The 20,133-nt window shown below is 25.4% G+C and carries 25 protein-coding genes; 20 read left to right on the top strand and 5 right to left on the bottom strand.

The genetic code is table 4. The features are described 5' to 3' along the window. The first annotated feature begins 9 nt into the window (after positions 1 to 9). The 7 genes from LT335_RS00310 to deoC all read left to right on the top strand — a co-directional run bounded on the left by LT335_RS00310 (position 10) and on the right by deoC (position 6,450). Complete coding sequence (locus LT335_RS00310; protein ID WP_249727721.1) at positions 10 to 1,317, top strand: thymidine phosphorylase; 1,308 nt, start codon at positions 10 to 12, stop codon at positions 1,315 to 1,317. 63 nt (positions 1,318 to 1,380) lie between these two features. Continuing rightward, on the top strand, positions 1,381 to 2,733 hold the full coding sequence (locus LT335_RS00305; RefSeq protein WP_249727715.1) for a hypothetical protein: 1,353 nt from the start codon (positions 1,381 to 1,383) through the stop codon (positions 2,731 to 2,733). Positions 2,734 to 2,865: 132 nt separating this feature from the next. Beyond that, on the top strand, positions 2,866 to 3,612 hold the full coding sequence (locus LT335_RS00300) for a segregation/condensation protein A (RefSeq protein WP_249727713.1): 747 nt from the start codon (positions 2,866 to 2,868) through the stop codon (positions 3,610 to 3,612). Between the two features lie 39 nt (positions 3,613 to 3,651). Continuing rightward, positions 3,652 to 4,254 carry an SMC-Scp complex subunit ScpB gene (scpB, locus tag LT335_RS00295; RefSeq protein WP_249727711.1) on the top strand — a complete coding sequence of 201 codons (603 nt, stop codon included), beginning with the start codon at positions 3,652 to 3,654 and terminating at the stop codon, positions 4,252 to 4,254. Then, the gene (locus tag LT335_RS00290) at positions 4,241 to 4,981 is read left to right on the top strand and encodes a pseudouridine synthase (RefSeq protein WP_249727710.1); all 741 of its coding nucleotides are present in this window, start codon (positions 4,241 to 4,243) and stop codon (positions 4,979 to 4,981) included. Before scpB ends, LT335_RS00290 begins: the two co-directional genes overlap by 14 nt. A 54-nt stretch (positions 4,982 to 5,035) precedes the next feature. Continuing rightward, positions 5,036 to 5,752 carry an RsmE family RNA methyltransferase gene (locus LT335_RS00285; protein WP_249727708.1) on the top strand — a complete coding sequence of 239 codons (717 nt, stop codon included), beginning with the start codon at positions 5,036 to 5,038 and terminating at the stop codon, positions 5,750 to 5,752. 20 nt (positions 5,753 to 5,772) lie between these two features. Continuing rightward, on the top strand, positions 5,773 to 6,450 hold the full coding sequence (deoC, locus tag LT335_RS00280; RefSeq protein ID WP_249727706.1) for a deoxyribose-phosphate aldolase: 678 nt from the start codon (positions 5,773 to 5,775) through the stop codon (positions 6,448 to 6,450). A 36-nt stretch (positions 6,451 to 6,486) separates the two neighbouring features. Here the strand turns inward: deoC and LT335_RS00275 are convergent, their stop codons facing one another. Next, complete coding sequence (locus LT335_RS00275; RefSeq protein ID WP_249727699.1) at positions 6,487 to 7,230, bottom strand: hypothetical protein; 744 nt, start codon at positions 7,228 to 7,230, stop codon at positions 6,487 to 6,489. After that, a complete protein-coding gene (locus LT335_RS00270; RefSeq protein WP_249727697.1) occupies positions 7,223 to 8,098 on the bottom strand; it encodes an ABC transporter ATP-binding protein in 876 nt (291 codons plus the stop codon). The genes LT335_RS00275 and LT335_RS00270 overlap by 8 nt, the downstream gene beginning before the upstream one ends. Before the next feature lie 269 nt (positions 8,099 to 8,367). On the opposite strand from LT335_RS00270, the gene LT335_RS00265 reads away from it, so the two are divergent. Next, on the top strand, positions 8,368 to 9,042 hold the full coding sequence (locus LT335_RS00265) for a phosphotransferase (RefSeq protein WP_249727692.1): 675 nt from the start codon (positions 8,368 to 8,370) through the stop codon (positions 9,040 to 9,042). Positions 9,043 to 9,329: 287 nt separating this feature from the next. Here LT335_RS00265 and LT335_RS00260 read toward each other — a convergent pair whose 3' ends face one another. From LT335_RS00260 to LT335_RS00250, 3 genes are read right to left on the bottom strand one after another with little or no spacing between them, the layout of a single operon-like run. Next, positions 9,330 to 9,620, bottom strand: a complete 291-nt coding sequence (locus LT335_RS00260; RefSeq protein ID WP_249727690.1) for a PQ-loop domain-containing transporter — start codon at positions 9,618 to 9,620, stop codon at positions 9,330 to 9,332. 6 nt (positions 9,621 to 9,626) lie between these two features. Further along, positions 9,627 to 10,070, bottom strand: coding sequence for an SWEET family sugar transporter (locus LT335_RS00255; RefSeq protein WP_249727688.1), 444 nt, complete (start codon positions 10,068 to 10,070; stop codon positions 9,627 to 9,629). Then, positions 10,060 to 10,467 (bottom strand): SWEET family sugar transporter, encoded by a 408-nt coding sequence (locus LT335_RS00250; protein WP_249727683.1) that lies wholly within the window; start codon positions 10,465 to 10,467, stop codon positions 10,060 to 10,062. The genes LT335_RS00255 and LT335_RS00250 overlap by 11 nt, the downstream gene beginning before the upstream one ends. A 310-nt stretch (positions 10,468 to 10,777) precedes the next feature. Between LT335_RS00250 and LT335_RS00245 the strand changes: the two genes are divergently transcribed. The 12 genes from LT335_RS00245 to LT335_RS00190 all read left to right on the top strand — a co-directional run bounded on the left by LT335_RS00245 (position 10,778) and on the right by LT335_RS00190 (position 20,133). Further along, complete coding sequence (locus LT335_RS00245; RefSeq protein ID WP_249727672.1) at positions 10,778 to 11,899, top strand: rod shape-determining protein; 1,122 nt, start codon at positions 10,778 to 10,780, stop codon at positions 11,897 to 11,899. Between the two features lie 19 nt (positions 11,900 to 11,918). Further along, positions 11,919 to 13,136, top strand: a complete 1,218-nt coding sequence (locus LT335_RS00240; protein WP_249727670.1) for a rod shape-determining protein — start codon at positions 11,919 to 11,921, stop codon at positions 13,134 to 13,136. Positions 13,137 to 13,304: 168 nt separating this feature from the next. Continuing rightward, complete coding sequence (locus LT335_RS00235) at positions 13,305 to 14,054, top strand: PP2C family protein-serine/threonine phosphatase (protein ID WP_249727668.1); 750 nt, start codon at positions 13,305 to 13,307, stop codon at positions 14,052 to 14,054. 100 nt (positions 14,055 to 14,154) lie between these two features. After that, the gene (locus LT335_RS00230; RefSeq protein ID WP_249727666.1) at positions 14,155 to 14,403 is read left to right on the top strand and encodes a hypothetical protein; all 249 of its coding nucleotides are present in this window, start codon (positions 14,155 to 14,157) and stop codon (positions 14,401 to 14,403) included. Positions 14,404 to 14,413: 10 nt separating this feature from the next. After that, positions 14,414 to 15,424 (top strand): serine/threonine-protein kinase, encoded by a 1,011-nt coding sequence (locus LT335_RS00225; RefSeq protein WP_249727665.1) that lies wholly within the window; start codon positions 14,414 to 14,416, stop codon positions 15,422 to 15,424. A gap of 30 nt (positions 15,425 to 15,454) precedes the next feature. Continuing rightward, complete coding sequence (rsgA, locus tag LT335_RS00220; RefSeq protein ID WP_249727663.1) at positions 15,455 to 16,321, top strand: ribosome small subunit-dependent GTPase A; 867 nt, start codon at positions 15,455 to 15,457, stop codon at positions 16,319 to 16,321. Positions 16,322 to 16,344: 23 nt separating this feature from the next. Then, positions 16,345 to 17,031 carry a ribulose-phosphate 3-epimerase gene (locus LT335_RS00215; RefSeq protein ID WP_249727656.1) on the top strand — a complete coding sequence of 229 codons (687 nt, stop codon included), beginning with the start codon at positions 16,345 to 16,347 and terminating at the stop codon, positions 17,029 to 17,031. Further along, on the top strand, positions 17,031 to 17,696 hold the full coding sequence (locus tag LT335_RS00210; protein WP_249727654.1) for a thiamine diphosphokinase: 666 nt from the start codon (positions 17,031 to 17,033) through the stop codon (positions 17,694 to 17,696). Before LT335_RS00215 ends, LT335_RS00210 begins: the two co-directional genes overlap by 1 nt. Before the next feature lie 57 nt (positions 17,697 to 17,753). Then, positions 17,754 to 18,812 (top strand): MupG family TIM beta-alpha barrel fold protein, encoded by a 1,059-nt coding sequence (locus tag LT335_RS00205; RefSeq protein WP_249727646.1) that lies wholly within the window; start codon positions 17,754 to 17,756, stop codon positions 18,810 to 18,812. A gap of 20 nt (positions 18,813 to 18,832) precedes the next feature. After that, entirely contained in the window at positions 18,833 to 19,180 is a 348-nt protein-coding gene (locus LT335_RS00200; RefSeq protein WP_249727644.1) for a hypothetical protein, read from the top strand. Further along, on the top strand, positions 19,107 to 19,520 hold the full coding sequence (locus LT335_RS00195) for a hypothetical protein (RefSeq protein ID WP_249727642.1): 414 nt from the start codon (positions 19,107 to 19,109) through the stop codon (positions 19,518 to 19,520). Before LT335_RS00200 ends, LT335_RS00195 begins: the two co-directional genes overlap by 74 nt. A 292-nt stretch (positions 19,521 to 19,812) precedes the next feature. After that, entirely contained in the window at positions 19,813 to 20,133 is a 321-nt protein-coding gene (locus LT335_RS00190) for a hypothetical protein (protein ID WP_249727640.1), read from the top strand.

Genomic DNA, 20,133 nt, shown 5'->3' with positions numbered 1-20,133 from the left:
ATAATTAAAATGTATATGATTGATTTAATTCAGAAAAAGAAGCAAGGCTTAGAGTTGACCGATTCAGAATTAACATTTTTAGTTCAAGGGATTACTAACGGGACAATTCCTGATTATCAAATTACTGCTTGAGCAATGGCAGTTTATTTTCAAGGAATGACTAAACGAGAATTAATTGCTTTTACTAAAGCAATGCTTAATTCTGGGCAAACACTTGATTTAAAAGCAGTAAAAGGTTTTAAAGTTGATAAGCATTCAACAGGTGGTGTTGGTGATAAAACTAGTTTAGTTTTTGCGCCTGTTGCTGCGAGTTTAGGTTTAAAAGTATGTAAAATGTCAGGGAAAGGTTTAGGAATTACTGGTGGCACAATTGATAAATTATTAGCAATTCCTAATTTTAAGACTGAATTATCAACAGCAGAATTTATTGCGACAATTAATAAAGTTGGTTTTAGTATTACAGGACAAACTGCTAATTTAGTTCCTGCTGATAAAAAACTTTATGCTTTGCGCGATGTTTCAGGGACAATTGATATTTTAGAGTTAATAGCAGCTAGTGTTATGAGTAAAAAAATTGCGCTTGGTACTGATTTAATTTTGTTAGATGTTAAATGTGGAACCGGTGCTTTTGCTCAAGATTTAGCAGCAGCAAGAAAACTAGCTAATTTAATGATTGATATTGGTCAAGGTTTTCACAAACAAGTTATTGTTGTTATTAGTGATATGAATCGACCTTTGGGTCGAGCAATTGGTAATGCTTTAGAATTAAAAGAAGTGGTTGCGAGTTTAGAAAATCAAGGTCCTGATGACTTAAAAGAATTAGTTGTTAACTTAACAGGTTTAGCATTAGCAGCAAGTAATAAAAAATTAACTTTAGCAGCAGCAAAAAATCAAGTAATTAAGACTTTTAACTCACCAAAACCTTTAAAACTTTTTTATGATTTTGTTGTTGCTCAAGGTGGTGATTTGAATTACATTAAAAATCTTAATAAGTTACCAGCAACAAAACATATTTTGTTAGTTAAAGCAAATAATGAAGGTTATTTAGATTTTAATAATATTTATTTTTTGGGTGAACTTTCAGTTTTATTAGGAGCAGGTCGAATCGTTAAAGATGATATTATTGATCCTTTGGCGGGAATTATTTTAAAACAAGTTCATGGTGATCAAGTTAAAAAAAATCAAGTTATTATGGAATTACATACTAATAAAGAAATTACTAGGGAAAAGGAATTTCAAGAATTAGCTTTAAAGACTTTTACTATTAAAGGAGAAAAACCAAAATTATCAAAATTAATTTTGGAAATAATAATGTAATTTAATAAAATCATTAGTATAATAATAATAAATTTTGCTTTAATAAGTATGAGGTGTTTTTTAGTGAAACGATATTTAAAGTTTTTATTATTATCAACATTGACAACAATGCCAATTGTTAGTGTTGTTGCTTGTTCATCTAGTGATTCAAGTAATTTTTCAGATCGTGATGTTTTAAATTCAGCTGAAGGTGTCGTAATGGCAAACCAAACCTTTAAGATGAATGCAGATTTAAGTTTAATTAATATTCCTAATGATGGAAGTAATTATAATGCTATTAATGCTAGTGTCAGAACTATCATTAGTAATCATTATAGTGGTTTAATAAAATCTGGTAATTTAAGTTGACCTTATGAAACAGTTTCAGTCAATATTCGTAATGTTAAAACTACTTATGAACTTGATGATACAACTGGTACAAATAAACCAGTAGAATCTGACACAGCATTTTCTGCTAAATATGGAGCAGATGTTGAAGCAAAAATTGATTTAACAGCTGATTTATCATTTAAAAATTTGACTAGTTCTGTGCCAATTGTTGTTATCATTACTAATGATACAGTATCACCACAAACAAGAATTGATGCGATTGGAACTTATTTAACAACTTATTTAAATAGTCGAACAGAGTCTTTTGAATTTCAAACTTTATTTAAAAATAATTTATCAAGTGATGACAATGAAGCAAAGAATGTTTACGGTAAAATTGCTACTAGTTTAAAAGATGCTTTATTTAGTTCAGATGACCCAATAATTGATGTTGAAGGATTAGAGTTTACTGTTTTACCGATTACTGCAGGTCAAAATCAAACTATTTATAATTTAACTGATGTTTCAGAAATTACTGATCCAGATGATAGTACAGCAACAATTGGTGTCATTAATGGTACTTTACAAAATTTAACTTTGGAAATATCTGATAAAAATGCTTTTTCACATGATATTGCTTTAAGTAGTTTGACAAGTACAAGTCTTAAAATTAGACAAAGATTTAGTGATGCTACTAATCAAATTTCAGGGATTTTAAATCAAGGACCAGATGCTTTATGATTTATTAATAGTGATCTTCCAAATAGTACCTTGCCAAATCCTGGTGATACTTTAAGTACTTATGATGGTGATGGTAAAACCTTTACTGCAAAAGTAGCGCAAAAGCTTTTTGATCTTATTAGTCAGATTTATCCAAGTGCAACAATGGGTAGTGCTTGAACAGTAGATGCAATTACATTTCCTAATGCAAATTCAAGTCAATTTGTCCTTGAAACAGATCCAGATGATCCTAATAGTGATGGAACTAATAATGGTTATTTTACTATTAATGTTCAGTTTTCTTGTACCATTGGTAATGACAGTATTTTGTCATCAATTGGTGATTTAAGATTAAACCTTAAAACAACTACAACAACTTCAAATTAATAATTAATTAAAAATAAAAGTCATTATTGTTAATAATGACTTTTTTAAAATTTAAATTTCAAAATTGTCAGCTTTATTTATTATATAATTAGTAAGGAGAATCTAAATTATTTTCAGAAAAGGTAGTAACAAATGAAAGAATTAATGATTGATATTGAATCATTTCAAGGGCCAATTGATTTATTATTACATTTAATTAAAGAAAAACAATTAGATATTTTAAATTTAGATTTACAAGTTGTAACAGAACAATATCTTGCTTTTATTTTTCAAGATAAAAATCTTAATCTTGAAATTATTAGTGAATATTTACCAGTTGCTTCATATTTATTAGAATTACAATCAAAGCAATTATTACCAGTTCCAAAAGATGATGAAATTGATAGTGATTATGAAGCAGAAATTAATCGCCAAAAATTAATTGCTCGGATTTTGGAGTATAAAAAATTTAAAGAGATAACTGGCTATTTTGTTAAGCAAGCTCAAGATCGACAAAAAATCTTTTTGAAAGATGCTAGTGATTTAGATCAATACTTTACTGATGAACAAAAAGTTCCAATTTTAGCAAAAAATAATATTAATCAATTAAGTCAAGCAATGCTAAATTTATGAAAGCAATTACAAGCAGAAAATAAATTATCAGTTAATTTAAATTTGAATTTAATTTCAACTGAAGACCGAGCTTTGGAAATCAAAAATATTCTTAAAAAACATAAAGGCGAATTTATTAAGTTAGAATCATTATTTTTAGTAGCGGAATTAAATTTACACTATTTTATTATTACCTTTATTGCTATTTTAGATTTAGCAAAACATCAATTTTTAATAATTGAACAAAAAGATAATTTTGGTTCAATTATGGTTAAGTATAAAGGTTAATTATCAAGTTCGTAAAAACTAAAGGAGAGAAAGAAATTAATGCAAGAAACCAAAGAACTTAAAAAAGAGAAGTTATCTGATTTACAATTAATGGCGATTATTCAAGGATTATTATTTATTGCTGGTAATGAAGGGTTGGATATTGATGCAATTGCTTTTTATTTAAGTTTAGTTAAGAAAAAAAATAAGGTTATCGCCTTAGTTGAACAATTACAAGTAAAATTAGATATTGATGAAACTTCAGGTTTAACAATTATTAAGTTAGGTAATTTATATAAATTAACAACTAAGCCAGAACATCATCAGTATTATCAAGTTTTAAAAGCTCAGCCAATTACGCGTTTATCACAAGCTGCTTTAGAAACTTTGGCAATTATTGCTTATAATCAGCCAGTAACAAAGACTAAAATTGAAGAAATTAGAGGTGTTAATTGCGATAGTATCATTAATAAATTAAAAAGTTTAAATTTTATTAATGAATCTGAAAGAAGTGAATTACCAGGAAGACCATATCTTTATGTTATTACTGATGAATTTATGGATCACTTTCAACTTGAATCTTTGGCACAATTACCTGAATTACCAAACTTTAATTTAGAGATTGAACAGGAGATTTATAATTACTCTAATGACAAAAAATAATCAAGGTCAAAGATTACAAAAGGTTATTGCTAATGCTGGTTATATTGCTCGTCGAAAAGCAGAATTGTTAATTACTTCTGGTAAGGTTAAAGTTAATGACCAAGTTGTGACAACACTAGGTACTAGAGTTTTACCAAATGATGTTATTAAAATTAATAATAAAATTTTAGAGTTTAATGATTATCTTTATTTCATTTTTTATAAACCAGTTAATTGTTTAACTACTTTAAATGATCCAAGAAATCGCCCAACAATTATGCCATATTTTTCAAAAATTAAAGTTCGGATTTATCCCGTTGGTCGCTTAGATTTTGATACTTCTGGCTTATTATTAATGACTAATGATGGTGATTTTAGTAATCAAATTTTACATCCAAAATATAAAATTGATAAAGTATATCAAGTTACTTGTCAAGGATTATTAAGTCAGGAACAAATTAAGCAATTAACAAAAGGTGTTCAAATTGAAGCAATGATTATTACTGCACCTGCAAAAGTAAAAGTTATTAAAACTGATTTCCAAACTGAAACAACAATAATTAATTTAACAATTCATCAAGGTTATAAAAATCAAGTAAAAAGAATGTTAAAAGGTGTTGGCAGCAAGGTTTTAACATTAAAACGAATTGCAATTGGCAATCTTAATCTAACAGGTTTAAAACCAGGTGATTATCGTATTTTGACAACAAAAGAAAGACAAGATTTATTGTCTTTAGTATCACAATAAAGATTTAGTTTTTTTAAATTCTAAATTTACAATTATAATTAATTGAGGTGAATAATGGAATCTTATTTTGCGACAATTAAAAATAAAAAAGGACAATTAGTATTAGATCTTGATGATAGTAAACATATTATTAAAGTTTTACGACATCAAATTAATGATGAAATAATTGTCAATTTTCAAGCAGAAAAATATTTAACAAAAATTGTTGCCTTAATGCCTAATGTTATTTGTCAAATTATTGAACCATTAAAAGAAAATAATGAGTTACCAATTAAAGTAACTTTAGTAATGGCTTTGTTAAAAGAACAAAAATTTGATTTAGTAATTCAAAAAGCTGTTGAATTAGGCGTTAATAAGATTGTGCCAATTCAATTAAAATATTGTGTTAGTATTGTTAATAATAAAATTACGCAAAAAGTTGCACGCTGACAAAAAATTGCTAAAGCAGCAGCAAAGCAAGCTAATCGTAATATCATTCCTGAAGTTACTTCAGTAGTTAAAAATATTGAAGATTTAAAACAATATCAAAGTGAAGTTAATTTTCTTGCTTATGAAAATGAAAATTTTCAAGATTGAACTCAAAACTTAACAAATATTAATAGTATTACAATTGTTGTTGGTCCAGAAGGTGGTATTAGCCCTGATGAATTAACTAGTTTTAAAACTTTAAATTTTACTAATATTAGTTTAGGTTTGACGATTTTACGAGCTGAAACAGCACCACTTTATTTTTTATCGGTTGTTAATTATCACTCATTATTAAAGAAATAAAAATTTAAGGAAGAATAAAAATGATTAATAATTTAAATCAATATATTGATCAAACAATATTAAAGGCAGATGCAAAAATTCAAGAAATTGAAACTTTAATTGCCGAAGCTAAAACTTATAAATTTAAAGCAGTTTGCATTAATCCATATTATGTTAAATACTGTGCTGAAAAATTAAAAAATACTAAGATTAAAATTTGTACCGTAATTGGTTTTCCTTTAGGTGCTAATGCAACAACAACAAAAGTTTTTGAAACTAAGACAGCAATTGCTAATGGTGCTAATGAAATTGATGTTGTTATTAATATTGGTGCTTTAAAAGATCAAGAAACTAATTATGTTTTACAAGAATTACAAGCAATTCGGCAAGTTTGTTCTAAAGATATTATCTTAAAAGTTATTATTGAAACAGCATTATTAACAGAACAAGAAAAAATTATTGCTTGTAAGTTAGTGAGTGAAGCAAAAGCAGATTTCATTAAAACTTCAACTGGCTTTGTTGCCAATGGTGGAGCAACTGTTGCTGATGTTAAGTTATTGAAACAGCATATTGCCAAAAACATTGCTATTAAGGCTTCTGGTGGCATTAGAACTCAAGCACAAGCGTTAGCAATGATTGCTGCTGGAGCAACAAGAATTGGCACTTCAAATGGCATTAATATTGTTACTAATCAAGTAAAAAATAGTAATAGTTATTAAAAAAAGAACTTCCGATTTTGGAAGTTCTTTTAGTTCTTATTCATATCATTTTAAGTATTTTCAGGCGATATAATAAAGTAAAACACTAATTAAACTAACACCAATAAAAATACCAAAGAAAATTGCTAGTAAGATTGGTAAACTAACTTGCACAAATAAACCATTGTCAGAATTAGTAATTGAATTTAAGAAAAAGATTAAAATAAATAAAGGAATCGTAATTAAGAAAGTAACAATTAGTGAAGAAATGGTATGACCTGTTCTAGTTTTAATAAATACTGCCATAACTAAAGCAATGCTAGTAAATAAAACTAAAAAAGCAAGTGTTACTAAAATTACTAAAACCAATTGTCAAATGAAGATTGAATTGATAATTGCAGTTTTATGAAAAGCCAATAATAAAATTATTGCAACTAAAAAGATAAATATATTAGAAATTATCATTAAAATTAAATTAAATAGTGATGACATAATTAAGAAATTGATTTTTTTTATTCTTGTTAAACCAATTCTGCGAAAAATAATTGATTGTTTAAAATCTAATAGAATTGCTAAAAAACTTTGTAAGGCAAATGATGATGACTGAATTAATCATAAAATTAAAATTGTCATGATGCCATTTGCTTGGGAAAGAATACTTTTATAGTTAAGAGCAAGAATAAGAATAAAAAGTAATGGTAAAACAAACATTGAAACAATAACGGCTTTATTTCGTTTTAAAAAACTCATAAAGAAACCTAAAAGTGATCAGCTATTAATTTGATTTGCTTGATTATTCATCGTTAGAACCTTTTTCTTTTGATTTATTATCATTTTTTTTATTATTTTTATTTGCTTTATTTTTTGTTTTACTTAAATGTTTTTCTCATGCTTGTGCTCATTTTCCAGTATTTACTTTTTGTAATTTTTGTGTCACAACTGCTTTATCATACATGCCAATTTTGTAAGCTTTAAATTTTTCTTTGACAAATGTTTCAACACTATGATATTGCTTAATAATATCTTTTATTTCAAAAATCCCAATAATTTCACCATTTAACATAAAAATTAATTGTTGACAAAATTTTTCAATTTCATTCATATTATGTGAAACAATTAGTAATGATAAATCTTTTCGTTTTAATACTTCTTTTTCTAATAATTGATAAATTCTTTCTCGTGCTTCTAAATCTAGACCAGTTGCTAGTTCATCTAAAATTAATAAATCAGGTTGAATAATTAAAGCTAAGAGAATATTAATTTTTTGTTGTTGACCACCAGATAAATTGCTAATTGGTTTTTCAATAATTGTTTCAGCGTCAAGAAAATATAATAATTTTTGAATCTCGGCAACTGATGTTGTTAAACGATAAGTTTTTAAATAATAATTAACAATATCTCAAGCAGTCATTCCACGAGGATATTTTGCTTCTTGGATTTGCATGCCAATTTTTAAATTTTCTTTTAAAGTAATTTCACCACTAGTTGGTACTCTTAATTGAGCAATCATTTCACAAAGTGTTGTTTTACCAGAACCATTTGGTCCAACAATTGCAATCCGAGCATGATTAGGAATTGTTAAATTAAGATTTTTTATTACTAAATTATCTTTATATTTTTTAGTAACATTAGTAATTTTTACGACATCCGTTTGTAAACTCTTTTCCATTTTCGTTCCTTTCTTTTAAGGTAATTTTAACATTAATTATTTTTTTATATAAATTAATTATCAATGTTTTAAAAACTATAAATTGCAATTACAAGTCCAGTTATATCTTTAAAAGAAACAAAAACATAATTTCAAGAGAAATTAAAAATATCATAAAATTAATTTATTTTTAATTTTCTCAAATTTTATCTTATTTAAATCAACTTCGCATGTAAAATAATTAGAAAGTTTATTTTATCTTTATTTTTGATGTTTGGAGAAGAATAAAAATGTTAGAAAATGTATCAAAAAACTTTAAAAGTAATGGTTTATCAAATAACAAAATATTAATTAGTGATAATAAAGTTTTTAAATATGTAAAACTAAATCGTAAAACCCAAAATATTCTTAATTGATTACAAACTAATAATAATCAATACTTACCAATTTTAACTATTACACGAGATTGACTTTGTTATGATGTGATTAATGGTTATACTTTTGTAAAAATTGGATTAACTAATACTAAACATCTAATTCAAATTTTAATAACAATTCAAAATATTCAAAAAATAAAATATAAAAGAAAATATATTGTTCATGGTGATCTAAGTCCTGTTAATGTTATTTTTGATCAAAATTTACATGTTAAAAAGATTATTGATTGAGATAATGTTAGTATTGGTTCAAAGTATCAAGACCCAGCATATGTTTTTTGACTATGAATCAATTTTGGTTCAGAAAAGAAAACATTACAACAAATAAAGTATGAAGCTAATATCTTTAAAAAGATAATGAATTATAATAATAATGATTTGAATAAAATTAAAAAGTGAATTTATAAAGTTATTAAAAAAGAAATGAAAAAGCATTATAATCAAATTAAAAATGACAAAATTTTATTAAATTGATATTTTGAATGCATCAGATGAGTCAAGCAGCAATGGAATATGCTATGAAATTAAAAAAATTTTGAAAAAACTACAATTAACTTTTTATTTTTACTGTCTATTTTATAGCTATCATCTCATGTTGCTAAAGAAACTAATTTTGATATTTTCAAAGAAAGAGAAGTACAAAATATTTTTAATGAAATAAATAAAAATGCCTCGTGAAATCTTTCGATATTTATCTTCCAAAAATCGATACGAAGCATTTATTTAAACTTTAAGGTAAGTGTTGCACTTATAACTTATAGTTTTTAAAACATTGATTAGGATAATTTTAACTTTTAAAATAAAAAGACTTATTGCTATTTTCCTTTCTTATTATGTAATAATTTTAATGTTAATAGAATAACAGCACAAGTTAAACTAATTGAATTAACAACAATTAGTGCTGGTTGCAATTCATTAAATCCAGTTGCAATTTGCATACTAGTTGCCACAATTCAAAAAATACAACTTGAAATATTAATCGTAATCATAATTGTTGATATGTCTTTGGCACTATTTGTTTTAATAACTTTCACAATTTGTGGAATTAAAATACTTGCTGTTAATAAACAACCAATGCCACTTAAAATATAAATTGCTATTTGCATATTAAATTAATCCTTTCTATCTTTCATGATCTCATAAATGTTTGATTGAGAAATATCATTTTGATTTTTTTTGCCTTTTCATTTTTTACAATCTTCACCATAATAATAAATATTATGAATTTTAATTGCTAGAATAATTGCTGCTCATAAAGCACAAGGGACATTAGCAGCAATAACAATTGAATCTTTTAAAATTGTAATTAAATCTTGATTACCATTAAAAACTAAATCTAAAATTCCTCAAATAAATCAGAGACTATTAGCTAAAGTATAAAAACTAAAAGTAAGCACTGATACACCATTAGTTTTTTTACTTTTAAGAGTTTTTAGTGATTGTGGTAAAAAAGCAATAATAGCAATGCCTGTACCAAAGAAACCAATTCCCATTACTAATCAAAAGAGACTTGAATTGATTTTTTCTTGATTATTTAAGATGCTATTAAATCACATTATTTATTTCCTCAATTTCTTGGTTTAATTCTAGTTCAATTTGATTAATTTGTTTTTTACTTTTATTAGCATATTCACCAAATTTACGAATATTTTGAACTTTAATGAAAATAATACAAGAAACACCAATCATAGTAACAGTATACGGAAGAATTATTGTAATACTTCAAATAATGATTTGACTTATTGCAGCATTTTCTGGATGCATAATTGGTAAAACAATCGAAAGAATTGCTAATAATAAAAATAAAAAATTAGCTAAATTATAAATAATATAAGCTTTTAAAGAAATTTCTTTAGTATTTTTTGTTTTAATAGTTTTAATTGTTTGAGGAATAAAAGCAATTACTCCAAAAAAACCTGCTAAATATCCAATAATTGCAATAAAAATTGTCATGATTTGTTTCCTTTATTATATTTTTCTTAATTATAATCATTCTTTATTTAAAAAAATTAATTTAATTAAAAAATTTTAAAAAATTTTTTTAAATGAATTTACAAACTCAAGCAATTTTACTAAATTGTTTTTTTATTTAATTTGAGATTAAATAATTATTGATAATTTTAATAATTAATGTAATTAAAATATAGTGTTAGGGTAATAAATTATACTCTGATTTTTTTTAAATAAAAGACTTGTTACAGTATTTTTTTAAAAGTAATATATTAAAAACATTCTATGAAATTTTTAGAAAGGAGAATGTCTGATGAAAAATGTTAATATGGTTTCTATTGATTTAGGAACAAAAAATTTGATTGTTAAAGTTAATGATCAAATTGTTTATGACCAACCTTCTATTATTGTTTTCGATAATGAAAGTGGTCAAGTATTTATTGGTGAAGAAGCATTAACTATGCGTGATAAAACACCAGTTAACAAACTTGTTAGAGAACCATTAGCAAACGGAGTAATTTCTGATGTTAATGCTTTGATTGCATTGTTAACAGAAATTTTTGTTAATATTGTTCAAGTTAATAACAAGAAAATTTGAAAACGAGGTAGTTTCTGAAAGAATTCAGTTGTTTTAGTAGCAGTTCCATCTAAAATTTATCGTTTAGATGAAGATGTATTAAGACAAGCATTACACGGAAAGCAACCTGCTAGAATTCCTAGTTTTAGTGAAAAGTTTAGAAGATACGAATACTTTAGTAAAGTTATGAATGCTGAAAAAATTGTTATTATGCCAGCTGTTAAGTTAGCAACAATTGGAGCTGGAGTTTCAATTTGAGATTCACAAGGCGCATTTTTACTTGATATTGGAGCTGGAACTTCTGACTGTTCAATCGTTGCTACTGGTGACATTATTGTTCAAGATTCAGTTAATGTGGCTGGTAATACAATTGATAGTGCAATTCAAAAGTATTTAGAAGATATGCATTATGTTTCAGTTACTAGAGAACAAGCAGAAAATATTAAAATTGAAGTTGGAATTAATATTGAAGGTCGTGATGACTTAAAAGAAATTGATAAACAAATTACTATTTATGGTAAAAGTTTAAAAACTGGTACTCCAACAAAAATTATTTTACAAAAGGCAGAAATTCAAAAAATTATTATTGAATCAATTGAACCAATTGTTGATCTTTGTAAATCAATTATTCTTCGTTCTGCAGCAAGTTTTGCTAAAGTTATTCAAGAAAATGGTTTAATTTTAACAGGTGGTACTTCTTTATTAAAGAACATTGATGTGTATTTAAGTCAAAGATTAAACCTTGAAAAAGTTATCATTGCTCCTGAACCAAAGCATTCTGTAATTAAAGGAACAGAGATTTACGAAATGTATAAAAATGATTTATATGATAAAGAATTTATTAGACCAAGTAGATAGGGAAGGAGAATTTTAAAAAATGACACAATTTAAAAAATGACAAATTAAAAAAAGCCGTACTTTTAATGATTCCATTGCAGGATATGAATGATTATGTATGGATGTTGGTACGGAAAATATGAAAGCTCGTTATGTTAATACTGGGTTAAGATTTGATGAACCTTCTTATATTGCTGAAGATTATGAAAAAAATCGTGTTTATTTTGGTGAAGAAGCTAAAGCTTTAGTTGATAAGACTAATGAAAATATTATTATTAAGCGACCAGTTCGTGATGGTAATATTGCCGATCCACAAGCTTTAGAAAGAATTCTTATTAGAATTTTTGATCATTTCAAAATTTCAAAAGCAACAAAGAAAAAGTTAATTGTAATTATGGCAACACCAAGTGATATTAATCCTGTACAAAGAGCAGCATTAGAAAGTATTGTAACAAAATTAGGAGCTAGTCGTGGTTTTGTTCAAGAAGAAGTAAAAATGTCAGCTTTAGGTGCCGGACAAGATATTTTTGGAACTTCAATTATGTCTGTTGACATGGGTGGAGGATCAACTGATATTGCAGTAATTAGTAAAGATTCAATTTTACATTCAACTTCAAGTTATTGTGCCGGTGATTACTTAACAGAAAAAATCCGTGAACATATTCTTAGAACTAAAGCTGTTCATATTGGATTGAAAGAAACTGAAGAATTAAAGAAAGCAATTGCTTCTTTAGTTCCTGGACCAAATGAACAACCTTATCGTGTTAGTGGATTATTAATTCCTAAAGATAGTGCAAAATCAGGAGAAGTGTTAGCAATTTCTAAAACAATTTATGTTACACCAGAAGAAATTCGTGAAGTAATGCAACGTGAATTCCGTGAACATATTATTCCAGCAATTAGAAAAGTATTAAGAATTTCTACTGAAAAAGCACTTGGATCAGTTGCTGATTTGAAAAAATTAGGTAAAGGAATCACAATTTCAGGTGGTGGAGCTTACATCAGAGGAATTGATAAATTCATTCAAGATGAACTTTCAAAAGAATATCATTTAGAAGCTTATGACGAACACGGAAACATTGTTTCTGATGAAGTTTATGAAGGTGATGAATTTGAAGTTCGTTGTTCAGCAGAGCCATTATATGATGTAATTAATGGTTGTGTAAAATATCGTGATGAAATTTATCGTGAAATTTTAGAAGAAAAGAAATTTAATCTGTTTAGAAAATCAAAAAGTAGTATTTATCGTTTAAGATAGTAATACTTTAAAACAAGAAACTCTTATTATAAACGATAAGAGTTTTTTTATTTTAATTAGAAATTTTTTTCTTTGTCTGATGCTAAAAAGCAAATTATTATTTAAATTACTATATAATTAAAAATAGTTAAAAAACTGAAAAAAAGATAATGGGAGTTTTAAAAAAATATGAATATCATAGCTAGTTATAAAACAGATACTGGTACTTTTAGAAAAAATAATCAAGATTCTTTATTATTTTTAAAAAATAAAACTGGTCAAGTTTTAGCTGTTGTTTGCGATGGTTTAGGTGGTCATAGTTGTGGTGATATTGCGAGTTCAATGGCAGTGTCTTTATTAAAAGAATTTTTTAATGAAACAAAATGATTAAGATTACAAACTGATGAACAAGTACATCAATGATTAAATACCAGTGTTCTTAAAATTCAGTCAGCTATGAATCAATATAGTCTTAATAATGAAGAAGCAAATGATATGGGTACAACAATGGTAATTACCTTAATTACTAATCGTAAAGCCTATTTAGTTAATATTGGTGATTCAAGAATATACTTATTTAATAATCAAGGTTTAAAACAATTAACTTCAGATCACAATATTTTAAATTTATATTTAAAAAATAACCCAAAACAAGTAGCAGATGTTGATGTTAATCAAACTTATTGAAAAGCATTAACAAGTGCCTTAGGACCAATTAAAAATTTAACAATTGATATTTTTGATTTATCATTTGAAACTCCATCGTATTTTTTATTAACAAGTGATGGTGTTCATGACTTTTTAGAAGAAACAGAAATTACTCACATTTTAGAAAAAAATAATAGTTTAAAAGCAAAAGTTAAAATGTTAATTAAACAAGCAATAAATAATGTTTCAACTGATAATTTATCGGCAATATTAATGTTAGTTAAAGATTAAGAATGAAATAATTACTTTTTAAGCAAAAATAAACTTGTTAATAAAATTTATATTAATATAAGTAGTATATTAGTAATATTTTAAAGAAGGTTTGATTTTTATGTTTAAAAGATTACAAAAAAAGCAAATAAAAAATTTAAAACGCAAATATCATAAGTTGTTGAGACGAGGCAAAAAAATTTTTGCAACTTGAGATCAAAAAAGTAAACCACCAGATAAGTTAATTGTAATTCAAAAACAATTAAGGCAATTATATCAAGAAATTGAACAGCAAAAAATTGATGATGAATTACAATTTTTTGCTGAAAATCCGGAAGTTTATCAATTTTTACCTAGTGAATGAACATAATTGGTGCATTATGAAAACAAAAGAAATAACTAAAAAATTAAATAATCGTTATCAAATTGTTAATCAAATTGGCGCAGGTGGAATGGCAAAGGTTTATCAAGCGGAAGACTTATATTTAAATCGTAGTGTTGCAATTAAAATTATTAACCTAGATACTAATAAGATTGATGATTTGAATAAAGAACGCTTTTTACAAGAAATTAAAGCCGTATCACGAATTAGACATCCTAATGTTATTTTAGTTTATGATATTTTTATTGACCAAAAAAATTGATGTTTAGTATTGGAATTATTAAAAGGCAAAACTTTAAAAGAATATTTAAGTAATATTGGAGTTTTAAGTGTCAATGAAACATTAAATATTATGCAAAAGATTTTATTAGGTGTTAATGCTTGTCATCAAGTTGGAATTATTCATCGTGATTTAAAGCCCGATAATATTTTATTAACTGATAATGGCGCAATTAAAGTTTTGGATTTTGGAATTGCCATGATTGATGGTAAGGAAGTTAAAAAACATGCTCATCAAGTTGTTGGAACAATGAAATATATTGCTCCAGAAGTTGTTAAATTTGAACCAGCAACAGTCCAAAGTGATATTTATTCTTTAGGAATTATTTTATATGAATTATTAACAGGTCGACCACCATTTTTTCATAAAAATCCTCAACTACTAGCGAACAAACATATTAAAGAACCAATGCCATTAATTCGTGATTATAATCAAAAAATTCCTCAAAGTTTAGAAAATGTTATTATTAAAGCTACTAGCAAAAATCCTAAAAATCGTTATCAAACCATTAATGAAATGGCACAAGATTTATTATCTTGTTTAAATTCTAATCGTCGAAGTGAAAAACCTTTATCTAATAAACAAAAAGTAATAATTAAAAATAAAGGAATCAAAATTAATAATTTAAATTTCTTTTTACCTTTCTTTTTAAAAAAATGATTTTTAGTTTTCATAAGTTCATTAATTTTTTTAATTCTTATTGCTGCGATATTAATTATTGTGCTTTAATCATATTATAAAACTTTAAAGGAGTGATTTATGAAGTTAAAACAAGGTATTGTCATTGCTGTTGCTAATAATTATGCTGATGTTAAAGTTAATGATAAATTCTATCAAGCGCATATTAGACAAAAAATTAAGACGAATGGTGCTTTATTAGTTGGTGATCAAGTTGGTTTAACGATGATTGATGATAATCAAGCAGTTATTGAAAAAATTTTTCCAAGAACCAATGAATTGTATCGTCCAAGAATTACTAATATTAATCAAGTTGTTATTGTCAATGCTTTAACAAATCCAACTTTTAATACTTTGATTTTAAATAAATTATTAACATTGTTTAATTTTTATCAAATTGATGTTATTTTAGTATTTACTAAAACTGATTTAGTTAAAAAAACTGATTCAGTTTGAAAGAAAATTGAATATTATCAAGCATTAAAATATCCTTGTTATTTTGTTTCCAATAATAATCAAGTTGGGATTAAAGAATTAAGAACAATTTTTAAAAACAAATTTTCATTGTTAACAGGAGTTTCAGGTGTTGGTAAGAGTTCTTTGTTGAATAGTTTAGAACCAGGTTTGAATTTAACAACTAATGAAATTTCTCTTACTTTAAAACATGGTAAACATACAACAACAACAACGAAACTTTATTTCTTACTAGATGGAATTATTGCCGATAGTCCTGGGTTTATGGTTTTAAAATTACAAGGTTTAACAAAGTTTGATTTAGCATTAAATTTTCCTGTTATTAAAGAATATGTTAATAAGTGTAAGTTTAATAATTGTTTACATCAAAATGAACCTGGATGTGCCGTTATTAAAAATTTAAATGATAAATTAAATAAATATTTTTACCAAGATTATTGTAAAATCTTATTAGAATTTATTAATTTACATTAGTAATAAAAGATGAAAGGTAAAATATGGAAAAAGATACGACAATTGCTGTTAGTATTTTGACAGCTGATTTTTTAAATTTAAAAAATGAACTTGATCGAATTATTGCTGCTAAAATTCCTGCTTTGCATTTTGATGTTATGGATAATAATTTCGTTCCTAATTTATCTTTTGGCCCAAAAATTCTTGCTGATGTTAGTAATTATTTAAAAGATAAAGCAGTTATGATTGATTGTCATTTAATGATGCAATTAAAGCCAAAAGTTAAAGTTAAAGACTTTTTAAAACCTTTTATTATTTCAGGAGTTAATAGTATTACTTTACATTATGAAGCAATGAATAAAAAACAATTATTAGAGTTTATTAATTGAAAGAATGCTGGTTTTAAAAAAGGTTTAGCAATAAAACCAAAAACACCAATTAAAGTTCTTTTTTCTTATTTAGCAAATTTAGATTATGTTTTAATTATGAGTGTTGAACCAGGTTTTGGTAATCAAAAATTTATTACTGGCTCTTATCAAAAAATTAAAACTTTAAAACAATATTTAGTCACAAAAAATTTCAAAGCACCAATCATTGCTGTTGATGGTGGTATTAATGATAGTACTGCTGCTTTATGTATTGAAGCGGGTGCTGATTATTTAGTTTCAGGTAGTTATTTACTTAATAATCAAACATCAATTACTGAACAATTAGAAAAAATGTGAAAATAATGCATAAAAATTCGCAATTGGTTATTGTTTGTCGTGATATTTTAGTTGATTGAAAACAATTTTTTCAACCAGTTTATGTTGGTGTTGAATCAGGAACAATTGCTTTAATTAAAAATAAGTTACCAATTAATTTTGTTTGTGGTGATTTTGATAGTATTAATGACAAAGATTGACAATTAATTAATCAAGCACAAGAAAAAGCTAAGTTTAAGATTTTCAAAGTTAATCAAGCAAAAGATTATCTTGATAGTGAATTAGCAATTACGACAGCACTTGAATTAAAATTACCATTTCAACAAATTATCATTATATCTAATGGTAATCGTTGAGATATGTTATTGGCACAAATTAATTTTTTACGAAAATATCAACAATACCAACCAATTTTAATTGATCAAGAAAATTATCTTTTTACTTTAAAAGCAAAGAGTAAATTTATTTTTTCAAAAAATCTTTTGAAATATCATTATATTTCTTTTTTTTGTCTTAACAATCAAAAAGTTATTTATAACTTTACGGGTTGCAAATACTACTCAGGAACTGATATTATTATTAATAATCAAGATGTTTTAGCTATTAGTAATGAATTTGATTTAAAAATGAATCAACAGCCAACAATTGAAATTAAATCAGGTGATTGTATTGTTGTTTTATCAAAAAAATAATTGATTAATTTACAAATACTTTTAACAAAATCATATTAAGTAATAAGGAGCAAAGTTATGAGTCTTTTTGGTTTTTCAGTTGATTTACATTCAGCAACAAAAGCACAATTAACTAATTATATTGAATTATTAGCAAAATATCAAAAACAATTAATTTTTACTAGTTTAGTTGGTTTTGCTAATAATCAAGAACTATGAGAAAAATTAGCTCAAGTAACACAATTAGCAAAAAAATATCAAATGTTTGTTTATGCGACAATTGATCAAAAGTTTTTAGAAAATTACAATTTAACTTATAAAAAAACAAAGGAATTAATTAATTTCTTTAAAAACAAAGGTTTAGCAGGAATTAAATGTGATCAGGCATTTGATTTAACAACCCAAACTAAATTAACTTATAATAACCAAGAATTTAAAATAATTATTAATGGCAGTCATAATTTAATTAATTTAGATAAATTAGTTTTAGAATATCGAATTAATAATAAGAATGTTATTAGTTGTTATAATTTTTATCAACAAAGATATACTGCAGCTAGTGTTGATCAGTATTTAATTAATCAATATGAAAGTCATATTAATAATATTCCTTTTGCTGGATTTGTTAGCGATAAACAAGGGTGTAGCCTTGAAATTCATCGTGATTGACCTTTAAGTGCTCAAATTCATCATCTAATTGCTTTAGGAACAGATGTTATTATTGTTAATCAATTTGTTTCCGAAACAGAATTAAAGTTAATTACTAATATTGCCCAAAAAAAAGTAACTTTAGCAGTAGATATAATTGAAGATATTTCTGAAGTAGAGCGGAAAATTTTGTTTGATGATAAAAATCATTTTGTTCGTCCTGATTTAGCACAAGATTTGTTTATTAGTCCTATTAGAAATGAAGTTGACAAGATTAAGGTTAGAGCAACAAACCAAGAATATTTTGAAGTTGGTGATGTTATCATTTGTAATGAAAACGCTCTTATTGATTGTGGTCAATTACAAATTGTTACAAAACGAATTAAGAATGATGGAATTAGAAATTTAGTTGCTAAAATTAAAGAACCTTATCGTTCTCATTTTCTTTCTGAATTAAAAGCAACAAGAAGTTTTAAGTTTATTGCATAAAAAATAATTGAAAGGCAAAAATGAAAAAATTTATTATTGAAAAAGATTTTTGAGATGTTTTTCCTGAAGCTAAAATTGGTGTTGTTATTTGTTATGACATCAATAACTCATTATTAAATCAAGAAAAGTATCAAAGTATGATTGATGAAGCACAGAAGCAAGCAAAGAAGTTTTTAACTAAAGAAAATTTTAGTGATAATGAAGTTATTAGAATTTGAAGAGATGCTTATCAAAAATTTAAAACTAAAAAGGATGCTCGATCATCAATTGAAGCATTATTAAAAAGAGTAAATAATGATAATAAAATTAACTCTATTAATCTCAATATTAATTCAAATTGATGAAAACAAAGCAGTATGAATTGCTAAGAAATATATTCATCCACAATTATTTAGATTAACACCAGCTGAAAAATCAAAAGGTATTAAAATCGATGTTAATAATCATGATTATATTCTCAAGAGGCTATATACTTTAGGTCTTGTTGAAGATTATATGTATGAGATTATGACTAGCATTAAAGATGCCATTGGGAAATATGTTAAAACACAAGAAGTTTTAAGTGGTAAGACATTAACTTTACAAGTAGAAAAATATAGCGATCAATGTTATAAAAAATATCTTGCTGAAAAACAAAAAATCAATAAACCTAAAGCTAGTAATTCCATTCAACGTAATCAACGACAGCATTTAAATATCAAGAGATAGAGTTACTTTTAACCTAATATCTTTATGTGATTTATCACAAAGAAAATGTTTTAGATTTTTCTATAGTAAGTATTGAAAACTGTTAGGTACTAAAAGTTTGCTGAAAGCAAACTGCTTGTTTTTCCATTGTGACAGAACTCCCACCGCCCTTTTGATTGCGTAGCAGTTAAAGTTTTAAAAGGGTGACTTTAGGGATAGAAATGTGATCAATATTTTATAGCCCGAACAACAATTTTAAGGTATGTCAAATATGCTGGTACAAGAAATGCTGTAACTAATAAAACAATTATTCATGGATTTCGGTTACATCAAAGTAAATGGTATTGGCGTTGATACAACAAAAAGTTCAAGTAACCTTTATTTTGTTTTTAACAATGAGCAAAAAATGTTTGATTATATAAATCATTATAATCGTAAAGAAGTTTTAATAAAATTAAATTTGATGTACAATACTTTGCAAAAAGAACATAACAATAATCCTTGATTAATTGGATTTGAAAAGAAACATCTAAAAACACCTTGATTAGTTGAAACTGTTAAAACTTATAGTCCAATCTTATTCCAAGAATGAGGGATTGCTAGTATTGGGAAAGTTAAAGAAGAAACCCCCTAA

It is taken from the genome of Spiroplasma attinicola, assembly GCF_023509825.1.
GTDB lineage: Bacteria > Bacillota_I > Bacilli_A > Mycoplasmatales > VBWQ01 > Spiroplasma_D > Spiroplasma_D attinicola.
The sequence above is the reverse complement of the archived record's forward strand: the minus strand, read 5'-3'. Positions and strand labels throughout refer to the sequence as shown.